This window comes from Hymenobacter algoricola (genome assembly GCF_039539525.1).
Lineage (GTDB): Bacteria > Bacteroidota > Bacteroidia > Cytophagales > Hymenobacteraceae > Hymenobacter > Hymenobacter algoricola.
The window spans coordinates 149,602-174,870 of the sequence record NZ_BAABDH010000016.1 but is presented as its reverse complement, the minus strand read 5'-3'; the positions used below and the strand labels follow the sequence as shown (position 1 = coordinate 174,870).

The 25,269-nt window shown below is 67.5% G+C and carries 15 protein-coding genes, 1 tRNA gene and 1 pseudogene; 5 read left to right on the top strand and 12 right to left on the bottom strand.

The window, feature by feature from the left end; genetic code table 11:
- Positions 1-78: 78 nt before the first annotated feature.
- The 10 genes and pseudogenes from ABD842_RS04865 to ABD842_RS04820 all read right to left on the bottom strand — a co-directional run bounded on the left by ABD842_RS04865 (position 79) and on the right by ABD842_RS04820 (position 11,641).
- The gene (locus ABD842_RS04865; RefSeq protein ID WP_345110835.1) at positions 79-900 is read right to left on the bottom strand and encodes an SdiA-regulated domain-containing protein; all 822 of its coding nucleotides are present in this window, start codon (positions 898-900) and stop codon (positions 79-81) included.
- Positions 901-1,226: 326 nt separating this feature from the next.
- Entirely contained in the window at positions 1,227-2,234 is a 1,008-nt protein-coding gene (locus ABD842_RS04860; RefSeq protein ID WP_345110832.1) for an SDR family oxidoreductase, read from the bottom strand.
- Positions 2,235-2,310: 76 nt separating this feature from the next.
- Positions 2,311-4,566, bottom strand: a complete 2,256-nt coding sequence (locus tag ABD842_RS04855; RefSeq protein WP_345110830.1) for a xanthine dehydrogenase family protein molybdopterin-binding subunit — start codon at positions 4,564-4,566, stop codon at positions 2,311-2,313.
- A 19-nt stretch (positions 4,567-4,585) separates the two neighbouring features.
- On the bottom strand, positions 4,586-5,638 hold the full coding sequence (locus tag ABD842_RS04850) for an FAD binding domain-containing protein (RefSeq protein WP_345110827.1): 1,053 nt from the start codon (positions 5,636-5,638) through the stop codon (positions 4,586-4,588).
- An 11-nt stretch (positions 5,639-5,649) separates the two neighbouring features.
- The gene (locus tag ABD842_RS04845) at positions 5,650-6,681 is read right to left on the bottom strand and encodes a 2Fe-2S iron-sulfur cluster-binding protein (RefSeq protein ID WP_345110825.1); all 1,032 of its coding nucleotides are present in this window, start codon (positions 6,679-6,681) and stop codon (positions 5,650-5,652) included.
- A 290-nt stretch (positions 6,682-6,971) separates the two neighbouring features.
- Positions 6,972-7,109, bottom strand: coding sequence for a hypothetical protein (locus ABD842_RS04840; protein WP_345110945.1), 138 nt, complete (start codon positions 7,107-7,109; stop codon positions 6,972-6,974).
- A gap of 3 nt (positions 7,110-7,112) precedes the next feature.
- Positions 7,113-7,688, bottom strand: a pseudogene (locus ABD842_RS04835) (aldo/keto reductase); the annotation flags it as partial.
- On the bottom strand, positions 7,628-7,966 hold the full coding sequence (locus ABD842_RS04830; RefSeq protein ID WP_345110823.1) for an aldo/keto reductase: 339 nt from the start codon (positions 7,964-7,966) through the stop codon (positions 7,628-7,630). The gene ABD842_RS04830 and the pseudogene ABD842_RS04835, both read right to left, overlap by 61 nt.
- 247 nt (positions 7,967-8,213) lie before the next feature.
- Entirely contained in the window at positions 8,214-10,496 is a 2,283-nt protein-coding gene (locus ABD842_RS04825; RefSeq protein ID WP_345110820.1) for a PAS domain-containing protein, read from the bottom strand.
- Positions 10,497-10,576: 80 nt separating this feature from the next.
- Complete coding sequence (locus ABD842_RS04820) at positions 10,577-11,641, bottom strand: chemotaxis protein CheB (RefSeq protein ID WP_345110817.1); 1,065 nt, start codon at positions 11,639-11,641, stop codon at positions 10,577-10,579.
- Between the two features lie 268 nt (positions 11,642-11,909).
- Between ABD842_RS04820 and ABD842_RS04815 the strand changes: the two genes are divergently transcribed.
- A complete protein-coding gene (locus tag ABD842_RS04815) occupies positions 11,910-12,617 on the top strand; it encodes a M48 family metallopeptidase (protein ID WP_345110814.1) in 708 nt (235 codons plus the stop codon).
- 303 nt (positions 12,618-12,920) lie between these two features.
- A complete protein-coding gene (locus ABD842_RS04810; RefSeq protein WP_345110811.1) occupies positions 12,921-14,900 on the top strand; it encodes an OmpA family protein in 1,980 nt (659 codons plus the stop codon).
- Positions 14,901-15,126: 226 nt separating this feature from the next.
- On the opposite strand, the gene ABD842_RS04805 is transcribed toward ABD842_RS04810, so the two are convergent.
- Positions 15,127-15,202: transfer RNA gene (locus tag ABD842_RS04805), tRNA-Lys, on the bottom strand.
- Between the two features lie 80 nt (positions 15,203-15,282).
- Here ABD842_RS04805 and ABD842_RS04800 point away from each other — a divergent pair.
- Positions 15,283-15,993, top strand: a complete 711-nt coding sequence (locus tag ABD842_RS04800) for a tetratricopeptide repeat protein (protein WP_345110808.1) — start codon at positions 15,283-15,285, stop codon at positions 15,991-15,993.
- A gap of 109 nt (positions 15,994-16,102) precedes the next feature.
- Here the strand turns inward: ABD842_RS04800 and ABD842_RS04795 are convergent, their stop codons facing one another.
- Positions 16,103-16,906, bottom strand: coding sequence for an SDR family oxidoreductase (locus ABD842_RS04795; RefSeq protein WP_345110805.1), 804 nt, complete (start codon positions 16,904-16,906; stop codon positions 16,103-16,105).
- A gap of 191 nt (positions 16,907-17,097) precedes the next feature.
- Between ABD842_RS04795 and ABD842_RS04790 the strand changes: the two genes are divergently transcribed.
- Together ABD842_RS04790 and ABD842_RS04785 are read left to right on the top strand one after the other, a co-directional pair.
- Entirely contained in the window at positions 17,098-19,326 is a 2,229-nt protein-coding gene (locus ABD842_RS04790) for a GEVED domain-containing protein (RefSeq protein WP_345110802.1), read from the top strand.
- A gap of 108 nt (positions 19,327-19,434) precedes the next feature.
- A complete protein-coding gene (locus ABD842_RS04785) occupies positions 19,435-25,095 on the top strand; it encodes a T9SS type B sorting domain-containing protein (RefSeq protein ID WP_345110799.1) in 5,661 nt (1,886 codons plus the stop codon).
- Positions 25,096-25,269: the final 174 nt, after the last annotated feature.

Here is a 25,269-nt window from a genome sequence, read left to right as displayed (position 1 = left end):
TGGTGGCAGAGTCCGGGATGGGCGCTGCCAGTGGCCGAAATGGCCCGCGGGAAGCAACAGGCGGGCCACTGCCAATCCCTACGGAGTGGCCCGAAACGTAAACACCTGAATCAGGGCCGTCTTGGTATTGCCGGCTTCGCTGGAAATATACAGGTCGCCGTTGGGGGCAAACGACAGGCCCTCGGGTTGGGGAAACAGATTGCGGGGCAGCTTCTCCACGTGCAGCACCCGCCCCTGAGCATCCAGCTCTACCAGGGCATTGCCACTGGCAGCGGCCACAAACACGTGCCCGGTTTTGGGATGCACGGCCACGGCCGAAGGCGCAAAGCGGTTGACGGCGACGTTGGCGGCCGTGAGCTGAGCCACGTTCAGCACGTAGGCGGGCTTGAGGCCGTGCCGGAAAGTACCGGGGTCGAGGCGGTATACGGCCCGCAGCTGGTCGGGGCTGCCCACGCCGGCGGCGCCTTTGCAGGCCACCAGCAACGCTTTGCCGGCGGCATTATACGCCAGCCCCTCGGGCTCGTTGGCCTGGTCCAGGCCGGTGGCGTAGGTGGTGGTGCGGCCGGCGCTGCGCTTGAACAGGGTCCCGTCGCTGCGCAGCACAAACCAGTCCTGGCCTATCTGCGCCACATCCTCGTAGTCGCCTTGGGGGCCGAAGGGAATGGTTTGCTCGATGCGGCGGGTGCTCAGGTTGTAGACGTAGATGGTGCCGGTCTGGTCTTCCACGCAGGCCACGCGCTGCTTGGGCAGCACGCAGATGCCCGAGAGTTCCCGCAGGGCAGTGGGCATCCGATACGTCATGGCCGGGTGCAGCAGATCGTAGGCGGCTGCCGATGCGGGGCGACGGGCAGCAGCTGCCGGCAGCAGCAGCAGGAGAAGCAGGAACAGGGCGGGGGTCATAGCATGGGGTGTTATGGGTAAACAAATGCGGTAACCAGGGCGGCCGCCGCTACCAGAGGCGGGAAGCATGAATACCAGCTCAGCTTCGTGGCCGGGCCGGGGCCTGGCGTAGCCGAGGCCGCAGAAACTATTCGATGGCCAGACAGCAACGGGAATCTGTCGACATTCTATTACCCCGCTCCCATTTCCTGGTTGCGGGCGGGCTAAGCAGCATCTGCCAAAGCCCGGGGGCGAACAGCAGCCGAGCCGGGACGCAGGTACTGCCCGCAGCGGGGCCTCGGCAGAAGCCGGAAAACGAGGCTGCCGTCCTCAATGCGGCGGCGGGCTTAGGGCTGCCCGTTGCCGCCCGCAGCGCCGTATACCTGGCCGTTGGCGTAGCTGGCGTCGCTGGCCGCAAGCTGTACGTAGATGGAGGCCAGCTCCACCGGCTGGCCGGGTCGGCCCAGCGGCGTGTCGCCGCCAAACTGCTGCAGCTTCTCCTGGGTGGCGCCGCCGCTGACCTGCAGCGGCGTCCAGATGGGGCCCGGGGCTACGCCGTTCACCCGGATGCCTTTCGGCCCCAACTGCTTGGCCAACGACTTTACGTAGCTCATGTTGGCCGCCTTGGTCATGGCGTAGTCGTGCAGGTTGGCCGACGGGTCGTAGGCCTGCTCCGAGGTGGTGCTGATGATGGCCGAGCCCGGCTTCAGGTGCGGCAGGGCCGCCTTGGTCAGCCAGAAGGGCGCGTAGATGTTGGTCTTCATCGTCCAGTCGAACTGCTCGGAAGAGATGTCCAGGATCGATGCGTGCTGCTGCTGCCGGGCGGCGTTGTTGACCAGGATATCGAGGCCGCCGAGGCCGCGCACGGCCTCGGCCACCAGCCGCTGGCAGAAGGCCTCGTCGCGCAAATCACCCGGAATGGCCAGGGCTTTGCGGCCTTCCTTCTTAATCAGGGCAATAACCTCCTTGGCATCCGCCTCCTCGGCCGGCAGGTAGTTGATGGCCACGTCGGCCCCTTCCCGGGCGTAGGCAATGGCCGCGGCCCGGCCCATGCCCGAGTCGCCGCCGGTAATGAGGGCCTTGCGGCCCAGCAGGCGGCCCGTGCCCTTGTAGCTGGTTTCACCGTGGTCGGGCCGCGGGTCCATCTGGCTGGCCAGCCCCGGCCAGGGCTGCGACTGGCTTTTGAACGGTGGGCGGGCGTATTTCGTGGTGGGGTCTTCCAGCCCCGCGGCTACCGCGGCCACGGGCGCCGAGGCACCTTCAACCGTCAGAACCGGCGCAATGGCCGCCGCGGCCAGCCCGGCTCCCAGCCCACCCAATACTTTGCGCCGGCTGATTTTATTTTCCTCTTTCATAGGTAGCTACTTAAGGTTTTGGTTGGACAGGTTCGTGGGTAAAGGGTACTGGCAGCGGGGCCGGTTTGCTGCCCGCCTAGCCCTGCACCAGCTTATCGGGGGTGAGCGGCAAGGAGCGCAGGCGCCGGCCGGTGGCGTGGAACACGGCATTGGTAATGGCCGCCGGCGTCCCCACGCAGCCAATTTCCCCGATGCCGCGCGCGCCCAGCTCACTGATGTGCGGGTCGGGAATGTTGAGCCACTCCACGGTAATATCCGGGGTGTCGGCCATGCTGGGCACGTGGTAATCGGCCAGGTTGCGCACCACGGCGCGGCCGTTGCGGGAGTCGTAGCGGGTGGCTTCCATCAGCGTGGCGCCCACGCCCATGGCCATGCCGCCGATAATCTGCGAGTGCGCCGTTTTGGGGTTCATCAGCCGGCCCACGTCGTAGACCGCGCACAGCCGGGCTACCCGAATCACGCCGCTGGCCTCATCCACCCGCACCTGCGCAAACACCGCCCCGAACGAGTAAAACGAGTACTTCTGGCGCTCCTCCCCCGGCTTGGCCCCATCCGTGGCCACGATGGACGGCAGCTTGGCCCGGCGCAGAATCGCGCCGTACTCCTCACCCTTGGCGGGATTCGCCCTGAGCACCAGGCGTCCTTCGCGCGCGTCGATGGCCGCCGCCGCGGCCCCGAACAGCGGCGACTGCGCGTCGCTGGCCGCCAGGCGCTTGAGCGCGCCCAGCACGGTCCGGGCGGCCTGCTGCGCGGCTGGTCCTACCGTAGCCGTGGTGGTGGAGCCGCCGGTGGTGGGCGCTGAGGGCAGGGCCGAGTCGCCGAGCTCAAACCGCACCCGCTCGATGGGCAGCGCCAGCGCGTCGGCGCTGATCTGCCGGAAGATGGTGTAGGCGCCGTTGCCCAGCTCGTGGGTCGCATTCTGCACCAGCGCGCGGCCGTCGGCGAAGATCGTGGCCCGGGCCTGGGCCTCGCGCCGGCCCGCCGGGTACATGGTGGTGGCCATGCCGTAGCCGATCAGGGTGTTGCCCTCGCGCATGGAGCGCGGCCGGGGGTTGCGGGCGTCCCAGCCAATGAGCTCCTTGCCGCGGGCGTAGCACTGCCGCAGCTGCTTGCTCGACCAGGGCTTGCCGGTTTCGGGGTTCTTGTCGGCGTAGTTGCGCAGCCGCAGCTCTACCGGGTCCAGGTTCAGCTCGGCCGCCAGCTCGTCAATGGCGCACTCCAAAGCCCAGCCGCCCACGGTTTCTCCCGGCCCGCGCATGGGGCAGGGCGAGGGCAGGTGCAGGTGGGCCAGCTGGTGGGCAAAGCCGATGTTGGGCACGGCGTACAGCATGCGCGTCACCCGGGCGCAGGGCTCGGTAAAGCCGCTCGAAACCGAGGAGTGGGTCTGCGTGTCGTGCCGCAGCGCGGTAATTTTACCGTCGCGCGTGGCGCCCAGAGCAAGGGTTTGCCGGGTGGCGGCGCGCTGGCCGGCCACGGCAAACATATCCTGCCGCCGCCACTCGATCTTCACCGGCTTGCCCACCAGCCGGGCCGCCATGGCCGTGAGCAGCGGCGGGGCATACAGCCAGCCCTTGGCCCCGAAGGCCCCACCGACAAACGGGCAGATGACGTGCACGCTTTCCCTGGGCAGGCCCAAAGACGTGGCCATGACCTGCTGCAAAACTTCGAGCCCGCGCGTCGTGTCGTAAAGCGTGAGAAAGTCGGCCCCGGCCCGTTTTTCCCACCGGGCAATGGTAGCCAGCGGCTCGATGGGATTGTGGTGGGTAATGGCCGATTCGTACACCCGCTCCAGCCGCACCGGGGCCGCCGCCAGCGCCGCGGCCGGGTCGCCGACGGTTACCTGCAGCTTCTCTTCCTCATTGCCCAAAAAAGACTCGGGCAGGGTCTGGCGGCTGGCCGTGGCCATAGCCAGCTGCGGAGCCCGGGTTTCGTAGGTCACGCGCACCAGCGAAGCGGCGTGCCGGGCCCGCTCGTGGGTGTCGGCTACTACCACGGCCAGCGGCTGGCCGGCATACTCAATGGCGGCAGTCTGCAGCGGCTGCCGCGTCTCGGTGATGCCGCCTTCGCCGCGAAACTGCGTTTCGCCCACCTTCGCGGGAATAGGCTGCAGGCGGGGCGCGTTTTCGTGGGTCATCACCGCCAGCACGCCGGGGGCCTGCCGCGCCGCCCGCACGTCCAGGGCGCTTACCACGCCGTGGGCTACGGCACTCTCCACCACGGCGCCGTAGGCCAGGCCCGGCACGTCCCACTCGGCGGTGTAGCGCGCGGCGCCGGTAACTTTAAGGCGTCCGTCGACCCGGTCGAGTGGTTTTCCAGTGGCTTGCGTCAGCATAGGATACACAGTAAGGTAGTTAGCGGGGAGTGGCCAGCCGGCCGGCCATGCCGCCCACGCTGGCCGCGAAGGCCGTACCGGCCGGGCCTTGCAGCGGCTGCAGGCCGCTGGTTTCGAGCAGGGCCCGAACCATCAGGTTGCGGCCCATCGGAATTTTGTAGGCGTTGTGCGCAAGCGGTTTTGCGGCGGCAAAAGCGGCGGCCGCCGCGGCCCGGAACAGCTTCTCGGAGGGCGGCTGGCCCGCGAGCAGGGCTTCGGCGGGGCCCACGCGCCAGGGCTTGTGCGCCACCCCGCCCAGCGCGACCCGGGCCCGGCGGATCCGGGGGCCATCCATCTCCAGTGCCACGGCGCACGATACCAGCGCGAAGGCATAGGAGGCCCGCTCCCGCACTTTGAGGTAGTGGGAGCGGCCGTCGAAAGCGGGCAGGTCGATGGCGGTAATCAGCTCCCCGTGCTCCAGCACCGTGTCGAGGTGGGGAGTGTCGCCCGGCAGGCGGTGCAGCTCGGGAAAGGCGATGGTGCGCGGCCCGCGCGGGCCGGTTGTCTGCACGCGGGCATCGAGGGCCGCCAGGGCTACGGCCAGGTCGCTGGGGTGGGTGGCGACGCAGGCCGCCGAAGCACCGAACAGGGCATGGACGTGGTTGTAGCCGCCCAGGGCCGCACAGCCGCTGCCCGGCGTGCGCTTGTTGCAGACCTGCGTGAGGTCGCGAAAATATGGGCAGCGGGTGCGCTGCAGCGGATTGCCCGCCATGGAGGCCATATTGCGAATCTGCACCGAGGCCCCCGCCAGCAGGGCCTCACTAACGGCCGGATAGCGCTGCTGGATGGCGGGGTAATAGGCCGCGGCCGTATTGGAGACGCCCGCGCCGATGCGCACGCCCCCCTCGAAATCGACAATCTGCTTCAGCGGCAGCCCCGATACGTCGACCAGCAGCGTAGGGCGGTACACGCCTTCCTTCATCAGGTCGAGGTGGGAGGTGCCGCCGGCAATGAAGGTGGCGCCGGGATTCTTGGCGACGGTGGCTACGGCCGGGGCGGGACTGGTGGGGCGCTGATACTGAAAGGGATGCATAGGCAGTGGCGTTACCCGCGTTGGACTTCCTGGATGGCGGCAATGATATTGGGGTAGGCCGCGCAGCGGCACAGGTTGCCGCTCATGGCCTCGCGGATTTCGACGGCCGAGCCAAGGCGCGTCGGCTGGTCCCGCAACAGGGCCGTTGCCGCCATGATCTGGCCGGGCGTGCAGTAGCCGCACTGAAAAGCGTCGTGCTTCAGGAAGGCCGCCTGCACCGGGTGCAGCGCGGGTCCGGTGGCCAGCCCTTCGATGGTGGTGATTTCCTGGCCCTGAACCATCACGGCGAGCGTCAGGCACGAGAGGATGCTCTGCCCGTCGAGGTGCACGGTGCAGGCGCCGCACTGGCCGTGGTCACAGCCTTTTTTCGTGCCGGTAAGGTGCAGGTTTTCGCGCAGGGCATCGAGCAGAGCCACCCGCGCGTCAATTTGCAGACGATGGGGCTTGCCGTTGATGCTGAGCGTCACCGCCAGCAGGTCGTTGCTACCGACAGGGGCCTCGGGGGCCGCATCCTTACCGTTTTTCGTAGAGGAGTCGGGGCTGCAGCCCGGCAGCAGGAGCAGCGCGGCGGCGGCCAGGGTAGCTGTGACGAACGTGCGCCGGGAGAGTGCGCCGGCCCCGGCCCGGGCGCCGCCGGACGCCGCCGGCTGGAGGGCTTCCAGCGCCGCCAGCACCTGACCAGAGCGCAGGTCCTGGCCCGACTCAACCACGGTTTTCCAGCGTACCACGCCGTGCTCATCGAGCAGGAACAAGGCCCGCTGCCCCGTAACGCCGAACTGAGCGGCCAGCTCTCCGCGGCAGTCGAGGGAGTGCCACTCGTCGGTAGCCGTATCAACAAAGGCGGCCCCGTGGCCAAACTCCCGCGACAGGCGCGCAAAAAGCTCGCTTTGGTGGGCGTGCGTGGGGTTCCACTCCTCGGGAGCAAAAGCCAGGATAACGGGCCGGCCCCGCAGCTCCAAGAGGTGGGAGCCGTCGGGCAGCACGCCGTTGGGGGCAAGGTCGCCGGCGTGCAGAGCGGGGGCTGATTCGGGAGGTAGTGGCATAGCCTTACACAGAGTGTAGAAAGCAATACGGGCTTTCTTCGCCATCGTTGAGCCGGAGCCCGGCAAGGGGCAGGGCCGCAGGATTCTGACGGAGGAGATTTCCCAGCAAACCGGGGGCCGGCGTGCCACCCGAACAAACCCGGCCCGCTGTGACGGCGGGCCGGGTTTGGGGGTAAGCGGAGGTGGTCGGGAGTGACGGCCGCGCGGGCGGCAGGGCGCCGGCTTGCGGCCCCCTGAGCGTTGGGTAGTACGGCCGGGAATGAGCCGGCAGCTCACCGGCAAGGGCTTGGCTAGCGCCAGCCCTCCACCGCGGCGCCCCCGAACACCACGCGGCGCAGGCCGGGCGAAAAGAAGCCCAGCCCCGGTACGCTGGCCTGGTCCAGGGCCTGGGTCTGCTCGGGACTGAAGCGGATGGTGAGGGCGGCCATAGTATCCTGAAGCTGTTCGGGCCGACTGGCCCCCACGATGGGCGCCGTGATGCCCGGCTGCTGCGCCGTCTAGGCCAGCGCCACCTGCGCCAGCGGCCGGCCGAGCTGCGCGGCCACGCTCCGCAGGGCTTCAAGAATGGCCCAGTTGCGCTCCGTAAACTTGGTAAAGGGTCCCGAGAACGGGTTGGCGCCGCTCAGCCGGCCTGCGCCGTGGGCGGGCTGGGTGCCGGAGCCCGCGCGCTCATACGCGCCGGCCAGGAAGCCGCCGGCCAGCGGGCTCCACGGCAGAATGCCCAGGCCGCACTCCCGGGCGGCGGCCACGTGTTCCCGCTCGGGGTTGCGCTCCACCAGCGAATATTCTACCTGCATGGCCACGGGGCCGGGCACGCTGTGCGCCGCGGCCAGGGTGGCCGCCTTGGTGGCGTACCAGGCGGGCATGTCGGAAAAGCCGAAGTAGCGGATTTTCCGACATGCCCGCACCAGGTCGCCCAGGGTTTGCAGCACTTCCTCCACGGGCATCACCATGTCCCACACGTGCAGCCAGTACAGGTCCACGTAATCGGTCTGGAGGCGGCGCAACGAGCCTTCCAGCGCCCGGTAAACGTTTTTGCGGCCGTTGCCGCCGGCGTGCGGGTTGCCGGGCTGGCGTTGAACCCGAACTTGGTGGCCAGCACCAGCTGGTCGCGGAGCTTCTGCCGGGCCACGTAGCCGCCCAGCATCAGCTCACTCTGCCCCCCCGAGTACACATCGGCGGTATCGATGAAGTTGCCGCCGACCGCTACGCAGGCATCGAATACGGCCTGCGACACGTCATCTGCCGAGCCCCAGCGCGGGGTACCGAAGGTTATGGTGCCCAAGCGGGCTGACGACGAGGCCGGAGCAGCCGAGGGTGCGAAAATCGGTGAGGGACATGGCGAGAGGGTTTGGGGGCGCAGGGGGCTCCCCGCGGCTGGTAACGACGAATGCCCGGCAAAGGTCCGGCCAGGGCCCCGGCCGGCCGGTAAACAAACCGTACTCTGTGCAACACGAAACGCCGCACAGAAGCCGACGCGGCGCCAGCTACTTACCCGGCCCACCAGCCGGCCTGAGCCAGCAGCGTTGACGTCAAGGCTGCGGCGGCTGGCCGAGGTACACGCGGAAGGTGGCCCCGACGCCCACGCTGCTCTCTACCTCGATGTGGCCGCCGTTGGCCTGCACGAGGCGGTTGATGAGGTAGAGGCCCACGCCCGTGCCTTCGGTATGGTCGTGGAAGCGGCGGAACAGTTGAAAGAGCTCCGGGCCGTGGGCCGCCGCGTCAAAGCCCAGGCCATTGTCGCGCACCCAGAGCACCGGCTCGCCATCGGCCAGCCAGAGCGACACGTGAATCCGGGCCGGGCGGGCAGGGTCGGCATACTTGAGGGCGTTGCTGAGCAGGTTCAGCACGATGGTGCGCAAAGTCGCGCGCGGGTAGGACAGCACGGGCCGGGCGGCGAAATCGACGGTAACGTGGGCACGGGCGGCCCGCACCTGGGGTTCGAGCACCTGCAACACGTCCTCCACTATTTCCTCCAGCGCCAGGGGTTCGGCCAGGGCCAGGGCCGCCTGTTGCAGCTGCCCCAGGGCGGCCAGGTCTTCGAGGGTGGTGGTGAGCTGGCGCAGGGAGTCCTCAAACAAGGGCACCAGAATCTGCTCCTCGGCGGGGTCGGTAAAGGTGACGCCGCGGCGCAGCTCCTCGAAGAGCCCGGCCAGGTTGAGCACCGGCAGCTTCAGGTCGTGGCTGGCCGCGTACACGAAGCTGTCGAGGTCGGCATTGGTGCGGGTGAGGCGGTGGTTGTGGGTGCTCAGGGCGGCGTTGGCCAGCTCCGTGTCGACGTGGGCCACCTGCAGGCTGGCATAGGCTATAGCCAGCTCCTGACCGAGCTGCTCGAGCTGCCGCCGGGCCCGGACCTGCTCGCTCACGTCGGTGGCCACCACGGAAATCCCGGTCCGCAGGCCTTCATCATCGACCAGGGGCTGGTACACGAAATTCCAGTACACGGTGTCGAGCTGGCCGCCGCGGCTGAACGTGGAGGGCAGCTCGGTGGCTACGTAGGGCACGCCGGTGGCCAGCACGCCGTCGAGTTGCTGCTCAAAGCCCTGCCCGGCGGCTTCGGGCAGGGCCTCAAACAGCGGCTTGCCGAGCACCTGCTCGGCGGTGCGGCCCCAGATGGCGCACACGGCCGGGTTGGCCAGCTCAATCACGTAGCGCGGCCCGCGGAAAATGGCCACGGCCACCTGCTCGCGCACCCGCACCTGCTCGGTCACGTCGTAGGCGGACACGGCCACGCCCACCACCGTGCCGTTTTCGCGAAAGGCTTGGTAGGTGAAATCGAAGAACCGCTGCCGCGGACCGTGCGGGCCGATGTCGGCCAGCGGCACTTCCTGCCCGTGGTAGGGTTGGCCGGTGGCATACACCTGGTCCAGCAGCGCAATAAAGCCCTGGTTTTCAATTTCGGGCAGCGCCTGCGCCAGCGGGAGGCCGCGCAGCTCCCGGGTGGGGTAGAGCGCCTGGTAGCTGTCGTTGACGTAGGCAAACCGATGCTCCGGCCCGCGCAGCAGGCACATGGCGGCCGGGGTCTGCTCGAAAACGGCCGCAATGGTGGCCCGCTGCTGTTCCGACTCGTGCAAGGCCGCCTGCAGCTGGCCGGTGCGCTCGGCCACGCGGGCTTCCAGGTGGCGGTTGAGCGTGCGCAGGGCCTCTTGGGTACTATGCAGCTCGTTGACGTGGGAGCGGATATCGTCGTTGGTGGCCCGCAGCTGCGCGTTGGCCCGCTCCAGCTGCTGGTTGCTCTCCATGAGCTGGTCGTTGATGGCGTCCAGCTCCGCGTTGGCCACCGACAGCACTTCCATGGTGGTGGCCAGCTGTAGGTTGGTGGTGTCCAGCTCCAGATTGGCCAGCTCCAGCTCGTCGGTAGTATGCGGCGGCCCCGCCTTGGCGGCCACCTGTTGCCGGGCCTGCTGGTGGGCACTGACGTCGTAGGCAAACAGCAGCAGGCCCGTCACTGTGCCCGTGGCGTCGCGGACGGCCTGGGCAATGAAGGTGAAGTGCACCGGCCCGCGCGGGCCCGGCCGGCGGGCGTCGTGGAACGCAACTTCCTCACGGCCGTGGTACACGTTGCCGGTGGCGTACACCGCGTCGAGCAGCTCAAAAAAGGGCTGGGGCAGCAGCTCGGGCAGCGCCTCGCGCAGGGACAGCCCCACCAGGGTACGGTCGCCGAACAGCCGCCGGAAAAGCTGGTTGGTCACCGTGACCATGTGGTCAGCCCCCGACAGACTGGCCAGACAGGCCGGCGAGTCGCGCAGCAACGCATCGACGTGGCGGTGAACCACGGAAGCGAGGCGGCCGTCTGGGGAAGCAGAAAGGATCATGGCGTTGGCAATAGGGAGTCGGCAGCGGCCGGATTGGGGAAGGTAGTCATTTCGCCCGCGGAAAGCAGACCAGTCAGCCGTTAGTCAAACTTGCTTTTTTCGAACTGCAGGTCGCCGCTGAGGGCTTCCTGCTTGAGGATGGAGTCGTGCACCACGCGGGCCTGCTGGCCGGTTTCGTCGGCTTTGCGAAAAAACAGGTCGGCCACGTCGCCCTGGTGGTGCAGGCTGAACTGCATGCCGATGTTGTGGAGCAGCATCTTGGTTTCTTCGAGCCCGCGCATGGACTGGTAGAGCAGGCTTTCCACCGACGTGGTGAGTTCGCTCAGCAGGGAGCTGACGGTGTAGGCGTGCCCGGTATGGCAACGGTAGCGCAGCAGCTTGCCCTCAATGAGCTGAGTGAGGGCGCCGTGGCAGTCGGGGCAGGTAAAGGGCGTCAGCAGGCCTTTCTCGATAATGCCCAGCTCGAATCCCCCGCCCTGCTTGGCAATGGTCAGCTCAATCTGGAGCAGGTCGAGCTGCGCGGCGGGCAGGCGGCGCTTGGCCGGGGCCCACTCCGTGGTCAGGCGCACGAGCAGCGTCCCGAGCTCGGCCAGGGGCACCAGGTGGTCGGCCTCCACGAACTCCAGCGCGTTGGTGGGCATCGACGGCTGCTCGGCATCCTGCGGGTCCTGCACGATGGTCAGCCCGCCCATGCGCTGCACCGACCACAGGCCGGAGGTGCCGTCATCGAGGTAGCCCGTAAGCACCACGCCAATCACGCGCGAGCCGTAGGTGTAGGCGGCCGAGCGAAACAGCGCGTCGATGGACGGCCGGAAGCGGTTTTCTTTCGGGCCCCGCGTCACCAGCACCTTGCTGCCTTCGACGAGCAGGTGATGATCGGGCTTGGCCACGTAGATAACGCCGGACTCAACGGTTTCGCCGTTCTGCGGGTGGCGCGCCTTGAGGGCCGAGGCCGAGCTGAGCAGCTGGGGCAGAATGCTGGGCGAGTCGGGCGCCACGTGCTGCACAATGAAAATAGGGGCCGGAAAGTCGGCCGGCAGGGTTTTGACCAGCGCCAGCAGCGCCGTGACGCCGCCGGCGGAGGCGCCGATAACCACAATATCCCGGTGGTGGCGCCGGGTTTTGCGAGGTGCATGCGTAGTCATAGCTCAGGCAAGGTTGGTCAGATGGTAGGGCGTACGTAGAAAACCGGCTGCTGACCGGAAGGCGCCCCGGGCGTGACCCGCCGCCGGCGGCCGGTTCCGGCAGTGCAGCCCGGCCCGGCGCCGGGCGCATCCCCCCGGCTTTGGCCGCCGGCGGCCAGCGGGGCGCGGGGCACCGCTAAACCCCGGCCCGGTTTCGCGGCGCAGCCGCGGCGCGTTACTTTTGCTGCCGGTACGGCCCCGCCCGCCGCGCCGGTAGCCCGTTTTCCGCATGCCCCAGCTTCAGTTCGACGACCTGCACATCGAGTTAGTCCGCAAGAATATCCGCAGCCTGCGCCTCACCGTGTACGCCCCCGACGGCCGCGTGCGGGTGGCGGCCCCGCTGCGTACGCCCGAGGCAGCCATCCGCGAGTTTGTAGCCACGCGCCGCGCCTGGATCCGCAAGCACCAGGAGCAGTTTGGGGCGCGCGCCACGCCCGCCGTACCGGAATACGCCACGGGCGAAACGCACTTCTACCAGGGCCGGCCGCACCGGCTGCGGGTGCACCCGGCGGCCGGCCCGGCCCGCGTGGTGCGGGGCGAGGACGATACCCTGGACGTGTACCTACCCGAAACCAGCACCCGCATCCAGCGCGAAAAAGCGTTGCGCAGCTGGTATCGGGCCCGGCTGAAGGAGCAGCTGCCCCCGCTGCTCGCGCACTGGGAAACGGCAGTGGGCGTGCAGGTAAACGACTGGGCCGTGAAGCAGATGAAAACCCGCTGGGGCACCTGCAACATCCGCGCAAAGCGCATCTGGCTGAACCTGGAGCTGATCAAGCACGCCCCGTTCTGCCTGGAATACGTGGTGGTCCACGAGCTGGTGCACCTGCACGAGCGGCTGCACAACGCCCGCTTCTGGGGGCTGATGGACCAGTATATGCCCGACTGGCGCCTGGCCCGGCAGGCGCTGAAATCGACGCCCATTGCTCCCTGCGGCTGAGGCCACGGGGCGGAGTTGTCGCCACCTTACCCGCAGCCGCCCCGGGCCCGCGGCAGAAAGCGGCTTCGCCCAGCGGGCGTAACGGCCTGACTCCGTAAGGACAGGAAGAGCCGCGGGCCCCGGGCCTTAACTCACCCGCTGCCAGCTGACGACGCCGCCCCGCGGCGCGGCGCGGAGGCCCGCCGGAACCCGGGTTCCGGCATCCCGGGCGGGCCGATGGCCGGGCGGCGCGCGCCGCCGGCGCTGAAAGTGGCGCCGGGCTGAGTACTTTTGGAGAACCGCTGTTTCTGCGTCCTGCTGCCTATGAAGTATTTGCTGGTGTTGTTGCTGCTGCTGCCCGGATGCTGGAATGGGCTGCGGGCCCAGACGCCAGCCGCCGGGCAGGCCTACACCGATGCCCGCGCGGGCTACCGGCTCACGTATCCGCCCGGCTGGTGGGTGCAGCAAACCGACAACCCCGCCGACGCCACGTTTTACGTCGGCGCCTCGTGGCGGCAGGCCCTGGCCGTAGTCACGCTCACCATCCGTCCCCTGCCCGACGCCCGCAAAGACCTCAACCAGCTCTCCGCCGGGCAGGCCGATACGCTGCGGCGCACCCTGAGCCGCCTGCCCCAGGCCCAGGTCCTCGCCCTCACCACCCAGGATGCCGGCACTTACCAGGAGGCGCGCTACGACTACACCTACGCCCCCGCCGCCCCGGCGGCCCCGGCCCGCGTGGTCGGGCGGCGGCTGTGGCGCAATGGCTACGAGTACCGCCTCGAATACCGCGCCCCCACCACCCTGGAGCCGCGCTACCCCACCGAGGGCCGGCGGCTGGTGGAGTCGCTGGTGCTGATCGGCAAAGGCCTGCCCAGCCGCCGCTACCCCGACCAGGCCTGCGACGACAAGATGTACGGCATTGCGGCCCTGCGCTTCGACGGCGACCAGTGGCAGGACGACTGCCAGACCATCCACGAGTTTTCGACCAACGACCCCGGCGCGGCGCCCACCATCCACCGGCGGGCGCTGCCCTTTCAGTCCTACGCCCTGGCCAAGGGCTTCGACAACTGCCTGTACTCCGTTACCAAGGCTCCCACCGACGCGCCCGAGTACGTGTACCGCTACGACCCGGCCATCCGCCAGGGCCGCTACACCCACTGGCAACTACCGGCGCAGGGCCCTGAAACCGTCTGGATTGCCGCCGCCACCGACGCCCGCGGCGACCTGTACTTCATCACCGCCGATGCCAGTCAGCTGGTCCGGGTCAGTCCCGCCGATGATGCCGTGACCGTGGTGTGGACCGCCGACCCGGTGCGGCAGGCCCCGTACTTTGCGGCTATCGGCTTTGCGGGCGCAGGCACCCACGCCAACTTCTGCTTCGACGAAACCGGCACCCTGGTGCAGGTATACAGCACCGACGGCGCCCTGCTGCAAATCAACCTGGCCACCCGCCAGCCCGTCCCCGACCTGCTGCCCCTCGACGGACTGCCCCAGAAAGGCGGCTACAGCGACCTGCTGCTCCAGTACGATGCCGCCGGCCGCCGCCGCCTCTACCTGGCCGGCCCCAAAGCGCTTTACGAAATAGACCTGGTTCGCCACCGGGCTACGCGGGTGCGCGGCGGCGTTTATACCGACCTGGCCGGCTGCAACCTGTTTCGGCGGCCGCCCCCGCCCGTGGCGGCGGCTCTGCCGGCGGCCAGCGCGCCGGCCTGGCGCGGCCGGGTGCTCGATGCCGTGACGCGGCAGCCGCTGCCCCGGGCGCAGTTCCGCCTGCGCGCCAACGGCCGCCTGACCACCATCCCGCTGACGGAGCAGGCGGGCTTCACCGTACCCACGCCGCCCGGGCAGCCCCTGACGGCGCAGCTGCAGCTGGCCGGCTATCTGGCTTCTGACAGCACCTACCAGGTTTTTTCCGGCGCTTCGGCCCACGATATTCTCCTGCGCCCGTTGGCGGTGGGCACCACTCTCGCGCTCGACAAGGTCCAGTTTGCCCAGGGTCAAGCCGTGCTGCTGCCTTCCTCCTTCCCCGCCCTCGACCAGCTGCTGGCCCTGCTCACGCAAAACGCCGGACTCACCATTGAGCTGCGCGGCCACACCGACAACGTCGGCAACCCGGACAAGAACCTGGGGCTCAGCGAGCAGCGCGTCGAAGCCGTCAAGACTTACCTGGTCGGTCATGGCGTGGCGGCCGCGCGCATCAGCGGCCGGGGGCTGGGCGGTACTGAGCCCCGGGCCAGCAACGAGCGGGAAGTAACCCGCCAGCTCAACCGCCGGGTGGAGTTTCGGGTGACAGGGGTGCGCTGAGCGCCGCCGGCGGGCAGCCGCTAGCCCGACCCGCTTCCCTGGTGCCTTCCTGAGCTTTCGGCCATGCGCACCGCCGCAGCCTGGGACAGCCTATGCCCTGACATTACGGGCGAGCATTGGCACTTATTCCCCTAGTTGCCCGCCTTGTCCCTGGAATTCTGCCAAGCGCGCCAGCAGCCTTATTGCTCAATAAAAAACCCTCACTACATGAAGCAGTGAGGGTTTTTGGTGATCCCGCTGGGATTCGAACCCAGGACCCGTACATTAAAAGTGTACTGCTCTACCAGCTGAGCTACAGAATCGTTTAATTGCGTTCAGAAATTGTATTCCCTGATTGCGGATGCAAAAGTAGAAGAGCCCGCTTAAAGCACCAAATGTTTTGTTGAAAAAACACCTCATTTTTTATTTTATCCTGCTGCTGACGGCCCAAAAAGCTACCAGTCAAAATGTTAACCCCGCCCTGCAAAAGGCGGACTCCCTGTTTGCCAAAGGCGCCTACGAAGCCTCCTACCCCTGGTATAAGCAGGCGCTCCGGCAGCAACACCAGGCATCGGCCCGGCTGCTTCTACGAATGGCGTACGTGCAGGAAGGCTTGGGCCATTACCCGGCCGCCCTGTATTACCTGAGCCTGGCCCACGCCCGCCAGCCCCGGCTCGCTACCTGGCGTAAGGCGTCGGAGCTGGCCCAAAACCACCGGCTTACGGGCTATACCACTTCCTGGCGCCAGAGCTTTACCATTGCGTTTTGGCGCTACTATTACCGGGGGCTGCAACTGCTGCTGGCCGGCGCGGTGGGCGGGGGCATCTTTCTGCTGCTGCGCCGGCGCCGCCCGCGTCATTGGTGGCTGACTTATGGCCTATGTATAGGACTCACCGGCGCGTACCTTAACCTGCTGCTTCCCGACCGGGTGGGGCTGGTGGTCCGGCCGCACGTAGCCCTCATGGCGGGGCCCAGCGCCGGGGCCACGTGGCTCACCACTTCGACGGCCGGTGACCGGCTGGTGGTGCAGGGCCAGCAAGACATCTGGTACCGGGTGCAGTGGCGGGGCCGCGACGCCTACATTCGCCGCAACGACCTGCTACTGGTACAGTAGCGGGAAGCGCCACGCTTGGCCCGCAGCCCGGAAGGAAGGCTTCTGGCTCCCCAAGGCCTGGCTGAACCCGTCCGGCTGCCGGCGGCCAAGCTTTGGGGAGCCGGAGCTTCTATACCGGCGAGTTTTCTTCCTTCTGGAAATGCCTGAGCACCAGCCGGTCGGTGAGGCCGGGCAGCCACTTGTTCAGAAACACGGTGAGCTTGCCCTGGCTGGTGAGCACCAGGTCGCGGCGGCGCTGCTGCACGGCGCGCAGCAGGTGCCCGGCTACTTCCGCACTGCTCATCATTTTCTGCTCGTCCCGCGGCGACTCGCCCTGGGACGAGCCATCGGCGGCCAGGGCCGTCTGGCGAATGTTGGAAGCCGTGAAGCCCGGGCAGGCCACCAGCACGTGCACGCCCTGCGGCAGCAGCTCGGTGCGCAACGCCTCCAGAAAACCCTGCATGGCAAACTTGGATGCCGAATATCCTGTGCGCCCCGGCAGGCCCCGGTAGCCGGCAATGCTGGAAATACCCACGACAGAGCCTTTGGCGGCCAGAATGTGGGGCAGCGCAAACTTGGTGGCGTAGACGGTGCCGAAGAAGTTGGTTTGCATCAGGCGCCGAATCACCTCCACGTCGGCATCCTGAAACCGGGCCCGCATGGAAATACCGGCATTGTTGAGCAGCACATCCAGGCGGCCGAAAGCGGTAATGGTGGCCGCCACGGCCCGTTCGCAGTCTTCCTCCCGGCCCACGTCGGCCTGCAAAGTGAGGTGGTCGATACCCAGGCGGGTGAGCTCCCGGGCGGTGTCGGCCAGGCGGGCTTCGTCGCGGCCCGTGACGACAACCCGCGCGCCGGCCTGCCCGAATACGACGGCGCAGGCCCGGCCAATGCCGGACGTGCCGCCGGTAATGAGAACAACTTTTCCTTTCATAAGCTACAGTGCCAGTACGTGCTGGGCCCGGGGTCCGGGCGGTAAGCCACAAAACTACGTTTTTCCCCTTAGGCGCCACGTTTTGCCCCATTGCCGGGGCAGGTAGAATGGTTGCGCAGGGATGCTTCAGGAATAGGATTTAGTCGCTACATTTAGGGACAGAATATACCTCCCCTCCGGCACGCTTTCCTATGATGCAACTTCTACGCTTTCGGCGCCAAGCGCCAGCACTTTACGGCCTATTCCTTTCTGCTTTCCTGGTACTGACCAGCCTGCCTGCGCGGGCCCAGCAATGTCCGGTAGGGGCCAACTGCACCCCCGGCCGGGCTTCCAACCCCAATGCCCCCGGCATTGGCATGGGCATTCTGAACGTGACGCTGGGTACCATCAACAACACCACGCCGGCCGCCATTGATGGCTACAAGGATTATTCGTGCACGCTCAGCGCCACGCTGGCCGTGGGCACCGATTACAGCTTCAGCGTGCGTACCAACGCCAGTGCCGACGAGAACGTGCGCGTCTGGCTGGACCTCAACAACGACGGCGCCTTTAATGCCACCTCCGAGCTGGTCTTCAGCTCCGACAGCAAGCGTCTGCACTCCGGAATTCTGCGGCTGCCCCTGACGACGACCCTGAACACCCGCCTGCGCCTGCGCGTGGCCGCCGACTACTTTGGCTCCCCGGTGCCGGGCCCGTGCACCACGCCCCAGTTCTCCCAGACGGAAGATTACAGCGTGCTGGCCGTCGCCAACACGGCTCCGCCCGTCACAGATTTCATCGTCGACCAGCCGCTGACCTGCTCGGGCTGCGTGCAGTTTACCGACCAAAGCCAGAACTCGCCCACCGCGTGGCTCTGGAGCTTTGGCGACGGCCAGACCAGCCCGCTGCAGAACCCCCAGCATTGCTACACCACCGCCGGCACCTACACCGTGGCGCTGACGGCCACCAACGGCGTGGGCAGCAATACGCGCACCCGCACCAGCTACGTAACCTACAACAGCACCGTGCCGGTGGCCGCCAGCTGCTCGCCCACTACGCTGGCGCAGTGCTGCGGCTACGGCATCACGCAGTTTACGCTGGGCAGCCTGAGCAAAGCCTCCGCGGTGGGCAGCTACGAGGACTTTACCTGCAGCTCGCGGGTAGAACTCACCGAAGGCAACAGCTACCCCATCAGCATCACCACCGGTACGGCCAACGCCCAGGACACCCGGGTGTGGCTGGACCTGAACAACGACGGCGTCTTCAATGCCACGACGGAGCTGCTGTATCAGGCCCTGAACCGCGTGAGCCCCAACGCCATCATCAGCATTCCAGGCTCGGCCGTCAAAAACCAGCCCCTGCGGCTGCGGGTTATTTCCGATTTCGTGGGGGGAGCCAGCACGCCCTGCGCCAACCCCCAGCTGGGGCAGGCCGAAGACTATACCGTAACGGTGCGGCCCAACACCAACCCGCCGGTGGCCGCCTTCACCTCCAACTACGTGCCCGCCTCCTGCGTGAATCCGGTGCAGTTTACCGACCAAAGCCAGAACGCGCCCACCGCGTGGCTCTGGAACTTTGGCGACGGTCAGACCAGCCCGCTGCAGAACCCCCAGCACCGGTACACGGTTTCCGGCAACTACACCGTGTCGCTGACGGCCACCAACGCCTTTGGCAGCAACATCCTCACCCGCACCAGCTACCTCACCATTGCCGTGCCCTGCGTGCAGTACTGCGCGTCGAGCGGGCAGAATGGCAACATCTGGCTGACCAACGTGAACCTGAGCGGCGCTATGCTGAACTTCACCAGCCCCTCCGGCGCCGACCCGGGGGGCTACGGCAACTACCTGGCCCGGCTAATCGTGCTGCGGCAGGGTCTGAGCTACTCACTCACGACCATTGCCAACCAGAATTTCCAGCGTGTGACCTCCGTGTGGCTTGACCTGAACCGGGACGGCACGTTTGCCACCAACGAGCTGCTGGTCAACGTAACCTCGGCCCTCTCCTCTTCCTCCTCAGTTGCCATTCCCAACCTGCCCGGTGTGGTTGGCTTTACCCGCATGCGCATTGTGACGCGGCTGAACAACAACCTGGCGAATCCCTGCCTGCAAAACCAGGCCAACTCGGAAACCGAGGATTATTCCGTGCGCATCGATTCCAGCACGCCCACCACGGAGGCCCGCAGCCTGCCGGCCCTGAGCATCTTCCCCAATCCGACGCCCGACGGTACCCTGCACCTGCGCCTGCCCGACGCGGCGGCGGCGGGCACCTACGGCATCAGCGTGTACAACGTGCTGGGCGCCGAACTGCTGCGCACCACGCGCCGGCTGGGCCCGGCCGCCGATGCCACCCTGGATCTGACCACGCTGCCCCGCGGGCTGTACGTGGTGCGCCTGCAGAGTGCCGACGGCCAGGTAGCCGTGCGCCGCGTCGAGCGGCAATAACCTTCCTGCGCTGCCCTTTCCACTTTTTCCCGCCGGCCTCACACGCCGGATTTCTCTCCTTTCTGACCAGATTCTATGCAATCATTTCTACAGCGTAGCCTCCTTATTATGCTTTTGCTGCTGGGGCTACGTGCCACGCCCGCGGCGGCCTCCCACCTGCTGGGCGGAGAAATCAACTACAGCTACCTGAACGCCAACGGCCCGGGGGCTACGCCCTACCGCTACCGCGTAACCGTGCTGATTTACGTTAATGCCGGCCCGACCTCTTCCGTGCCCGATGGCCGACCCTCCATTGATGTCGCTTTCTACAGCAAGACCAACGGGGCCCGCCTGCAGACCGTTACGTTTCAGCGCTCCTCCAACCCCATCATTACCCCGCCGCAGCCCGGCGGCTGCAGCACGCCCGGGGCGCCCGTATCGGTACGCCTGGTGCGCTACGAAACCATCGTCAGCCTGCCCTTCTCGTTTGACGGCTACTACGCCGTGTACACCGACGGCACCCGCAACGCCGGCATTATCAACCTGGTGCAGTCCGACTCCTGGAGCCAGCTGCTGTACGTGGAAATGGCCCCCCCGCTGATTCCCAACTCCTCCCCCACCTTTTCCGATACGGCCGTGGTGGTCGTGTGCCAGGGGGATACCAGCATCATCGTCAACAACGCCGTGGACGCCGACGGCGACCGGCTGATTTACTCGTTCAGCCGCCCGTTTGGGGTGCAGAATCCGCAGCTGCCGCCGCAGCTGCCCGTTATCTTCACGCCCCCGCCGGCGGCCGTCACCTATGCCGGCGGCTACAGCCAGGCGGCCCCGTTTGGCACCGGCCCCGGCCGCTACGCGTTTCTGAATGCCAGCAACGGCCTGAGCTCCTACGCCACGGCCCTGCTGGGCTCCTACGTGGTGGCCGTGGAAGTCAAGGAATACCGCACCATCAACGGCACGGAAGTGCTGATCGGCTCCACCCGCCGGGAAATTCAGCTCGTGTCGCGCACCTGCACGCCCAACCGGGCGCCGCAGTTCACGGCCGCCACTCAGGCCATCCACCTGTATACTATTGAGGAAGGACAGACCGCCAGCTTCAACCTGGCCGCCACCGACCCCGACGGCAACTCGATTACGCTCAAAACCAACAGCGTGCTGCTCGATGGGTCCGGACCGTTCAACGCCACCTTTGCCGGCAGCCAGGGCACTGTGCTGCCGGGCAACCCGACCGGCACAGCTTCCACTACGGGTACGGGTGGCAGCGTCAACGGCCAGTTTATCTTCAACTCCACCTGCGGCACGGCCCGCAGCACCCCCTACGACGTGGTGGTGACGGCCACCGACGTGGCCTGCGGCGCGAAAAGCATTGCCGACGTATTCCAGATTCAGGTAACCAAAGCCGCCGGCCCGGCCAGCATTACCGGCAACGCCGTTATCTGCGACCGGTCGCAGGTGACCACCTACTCGGCCGTGGGGCCGGCCGCCGCCAGCTACCTCTGGACCACCCAGGGTGGCACCATTCAGGGTTCCAATACCGGCAATACCGTGCAGGTGCTCTGGACTACGGTGGGTGCCGGCCGCGTCACGGTGCGGGGCATCTCGACGCTGGGCTGCCCTACCGACTCCGTGTCGCGGACCGTGGACGTGCGCCCCGCCAGCGGGCTGACCGTCACGCCGACCAACGCCGCCATCTGCCTGGGCGCCAGCACCACGCTCACGGCCAGCGGCGCCCAGAGCTACGTCTGGACCGGTGGCAACCAAACCTTCAATGGCCCGACCATCACCGTGTCGCCTACCCAGACCACGACCTACACGGTGACGTCTACCGACGGCGTGTGCTCGACCAGCCGGCAGGTGACGGTGGTGGTGAACCCCGTCGCCATTGCCAATGCCGGCAATGACGTGAGCGTGTGCTCCGGTAAAACCGTGCCCCTGGGCACCACCGCGCTGGCCGGCTACACTTACCAGTGGAGCCCGGCCACCGGCCTGAACAATCCGAACGTGGCCAACCCGGTGTTTTCGCTGCTCAACCCGACCGGCGCCGCCCAGACGCTGACCTACACCGTCACGGCCACCACCGACCAGGGCTGCACGGCCACGGATAACGTAACGGTGACGCTGAACCCGGAAGCCGTAGCGCAGGCCGGCACCGACCGCACCATCTGCTCGGGGGCCACCGCCGCGCTGGGCTCGGCCAACGCCGTGGCGGGCACCACCTACCTCTGGACTCCCGCCACGGGTCTGGCCACGCCGAATGCCCCCGGCACGAGCGTGACGCTGACCAACCCCGGCACCACGCCCATCAGCATCAGCTACGTGCTGCTCGCTACCACGGCGCAGGGCTGCACGGCCACCGACACGGTACGCGTAACCGTCAACCCGGCGCCCATTGCCAACGCGGCCGGCAGCAGCCGGACCATCTGCTCGGGCGAAACGACGACCCTGGGCGTGGCGTCCGTGGCGGGCTACACCTACCAGTGGAGCCCGGCCACGGGGCTGAGCAGCACCACCACGGCCCAGCCGACCTTCACCCAGGCCAACAACGGCACCACGCCCCAGACCTTCACCTATACCCTCACGGTGCTTACGCCCGAGGGCTGCCCGGCTACCTCCACGGTCAGCGTGACGGTGAACCCGGCCGCCGTAGCCAACGCCGGGACCAACAAGGTATTCTGCTCGGGCGGCTCGGCGGCGCTGGGCAACGCGAGCAGCGTAGTAGCGGGCAGCACCTACCAGTGGAGCCCGGCCACCGGGCTGAGCAGCGCCACTTCGGCCACGCCCACCGTCACGCTGACCAATACCGGCACCACGCCCGTCACGACTACCTACACGCTGACCGTCAATACCGGGGCCACGCCGAGCTGCTCGGCTACTGCTACGGTAACGGTAACGGTAAACCCGGCGGCCGTGGCCGATGCCGGGACCAACAAGGTATTCTGCTCGGGCGGCTCGGCCGCGCTGGGCAACCCGGCCAGCGTGGTAGCGGGCAGCACCTACCAGTGGAGCCCGGCCAACGGGCTGAGCAGCGCCACCTCGGCCACGCCCACCGTCACGCTGACCAATACTGGCACCACGCCCGTCACGACTACCTACACGCTGACCGCCAACACGGCCTTCACCCCCAGCTGCCCGGCCACTTCGACCGTGACCGTGACGGTGAACCCCACGGCGGTAGCGGTGGCCGGTCCGAACCGGACGTTCTGCTCGGGTGAATCGGCGGCGCTGGGCAACGCGAGCAGCGTAGTAGCGGGCAGCACCTACCAGTGGAGCCCGGCCACCGGGCTGAGCAGCGCTACCTCGGCCACGCCCACCGTCACGCTGACTAATACCGGCACCACGCCCGTCACGACTACCTACACGCTGACCGCCAACACGGCCTTCACCCCCGGCTGCCCGGCCACTTCGACCGTGACCGTGACCGTCAATCCGGCACCGGTTGCCAACGCGGCTGGCAGCAGCCGCACCGTTTGCTCGGGCGTTGCCACCCAGCTGGGCATCCCGGCGCTGGCGGGCTACACCTACCAGTGGAGCCCGGCCACGGGGCTGAGCAGCACCACCACGGCCCAGCCGACCTTCACCCAGGCCAACAACGGCACCACGCCCCAGACCTTCACCTATACCCTCACGGTGCTTACGCCCGAGGGCTGCCCGGCTACCTCCACGGTGAGCGTGACGGTGAACCCGGCCGCCGTAGCCAACGCCGGCAACGATGTAGCCCTGTGCGCCGGGGCCACCACCACGCTGGGTACTACGGCCCTGGCCGGCTACAGCTACTCGTGGAGCCCGGCCACCAGCCTGAGCAGCGCCACGACGGCCCGCCCGGTCTTTACGGCCGTGAACACCACCCAAAACCCTATCATCACTACTTACACCGTCACGGCTACCACGGCGCAAGGCTGCACCAGCACCGATGCCGTAGTGGTAACGGTGAACCCAAGCCCGCTCACCGACAGCATTCAGGGCACCCAGTCGGTGTGCCCCACGGTGCAGGGCGTGGTGTATTCCATCCGGAACCCGCGCAGTGCGGTATACCGCTGGACGGTGGTCGGCGGCACTATTGCCAGCGGCAACGGAACGGCCAGCATCATCGTGAACTGGAACGGGGCCAACGCCAGCGCCAGCGTAGCAGCCTACGCCGAGAACTCCACGCTCTGCCCGTCGCCCGTCGTCACGCTGCCCGTGCGCATCAACCCGCTGCTGCTGACGGCCCGGCCCACCGGCCCGAACAACGTGTGCCAGGCCAACGGCCCCTACACCTACCAGACCCAGCTGACGGCCGGCTCGTCGTACGCCTGGACCATCACCGGCGGCACCCAGGTGAGCACCAGCGCCAATACGGTGACGGTGCAGTGGACCCGGCCCGGCATCGGCAAGCTGGCCGTGTTTGAAACCACCAACCCCAGCGGGGGCCGCTGCATCAGCGCCACGCCGCTCGATACGCTCTACGTGAACGTGCTGCCCTCGCCCTCGGCAACCCTGGCCATTGCCGGCCCGAGCCGGGCCTGCGTGAATGCCGGCACCCTGAGCTTCTCGCTGCCCGGCGCGGCCAGCTCGACCTACGCCTACACCCTAAACGGGGTGGCCCTGACCGGCACAACCGGCACCGTAACGCTGCCGACCCCCGCTACCCCGGGCACCTACACGCTGACGGCCATCGAGAAGAACAGCAGCCTCTGCTCGGGGCCCTCGTATTCCCGGCAGTTCACGGTGGTGCCCGCATTGGCCGTCGCCGGGCCGGCCAGCTACTGCCCCGAAACGCGCACCGGCCTGACCTACACCGTGGGGGCCGCGGCCTCCGCCCTGCCGAATGCTGACTACCAGTGGAGCCTCACGGGCGGCGGCACCATCAGCGGCCAGGGCACGGGTACCGTCACCATCAACTTCCCGGCCGGCACATCTGTCGCCACCCTGCAGGTGCGTGACGTGAACAGCGCCGGCTGCGCGGCCACCTTCACCGTGCGTCCCGACAATGCCAGCGTGGCGCTGGAGGCCGCTTCCGTCGTCCCCGGCGACCGGAGCATTACGCTGCGGCTGAACGTGCCCAACAACGCGGGCAACGCCAGCCAGGTCCGCATCCTGCGGCGCGTGACGGGCACCGGCGCTTTCGTCGCCGTCGGGACGGTAGCCAACACGGCCCTTACCTTCACCGACCCGACCGTGGATGCTGATGCCGCTGCCTACGACTACCGCCTGGAGCTGCAGAACAGCTGCGGCACGGTGCTCCAGACCCAGGACCACACCACCATCCGCGTGGTAGCCACGGCCAGCGAAGGCCAGGCGGGCCGCGACGAAGGCAAGGTAAAGCTAACCTGGAACGCCTACCGCGGCTTCCCGGTGAAGGAGTACCGCATCTTCCGGACCGCCGACAACGGCACTGCCGAGCTGGTGACGACCGTATCGGGCGCCACGCTGGAGGCGGAGTTTGCCAGCAGCACCGCCGGCTTCGACCAGTGCCTGCGGGTGGTGGCCCTGGCCCCCAACGACCCGGCATCGGGAATTATGACGTCTTCTTCCAACGAGGCCTGCGTGAGCTTCACCAACGACCTGGTCTTCTACAACGTCATCACCCCGAACGGGGACGGGATGAACGACAAGTTCGAAATCAAGAACCTGGGCCTCTACCCCGGCAGCTCGCTGAGCATCATGAACCGCTGGGGCAAGGAAGTGTACCAGACCGGCAGCTACAACAACGGCTGGGACGCGGCCGAGCAGGCCTCGGGCGTGTACTACTACCTGCTCAAGCTTTCTACCGGCAAAACCTACAAGGGCTGGTTTGAGGTAATGAAGTAGCCTTGCCGGAAATAAGCGCTCCGCTGGTAAGCCCGGCCACCCGACTCCGGGTGGCCGGGCTTTTTTGGGGGCGGCCTGGTGGTCCGGCTGCGGGCCCTGCCCGGTGACATGCTTATGTCACGGGTATGATATGCTTATGTCTTGATCCAAACATAACTATGTCTTGGTCCGGAC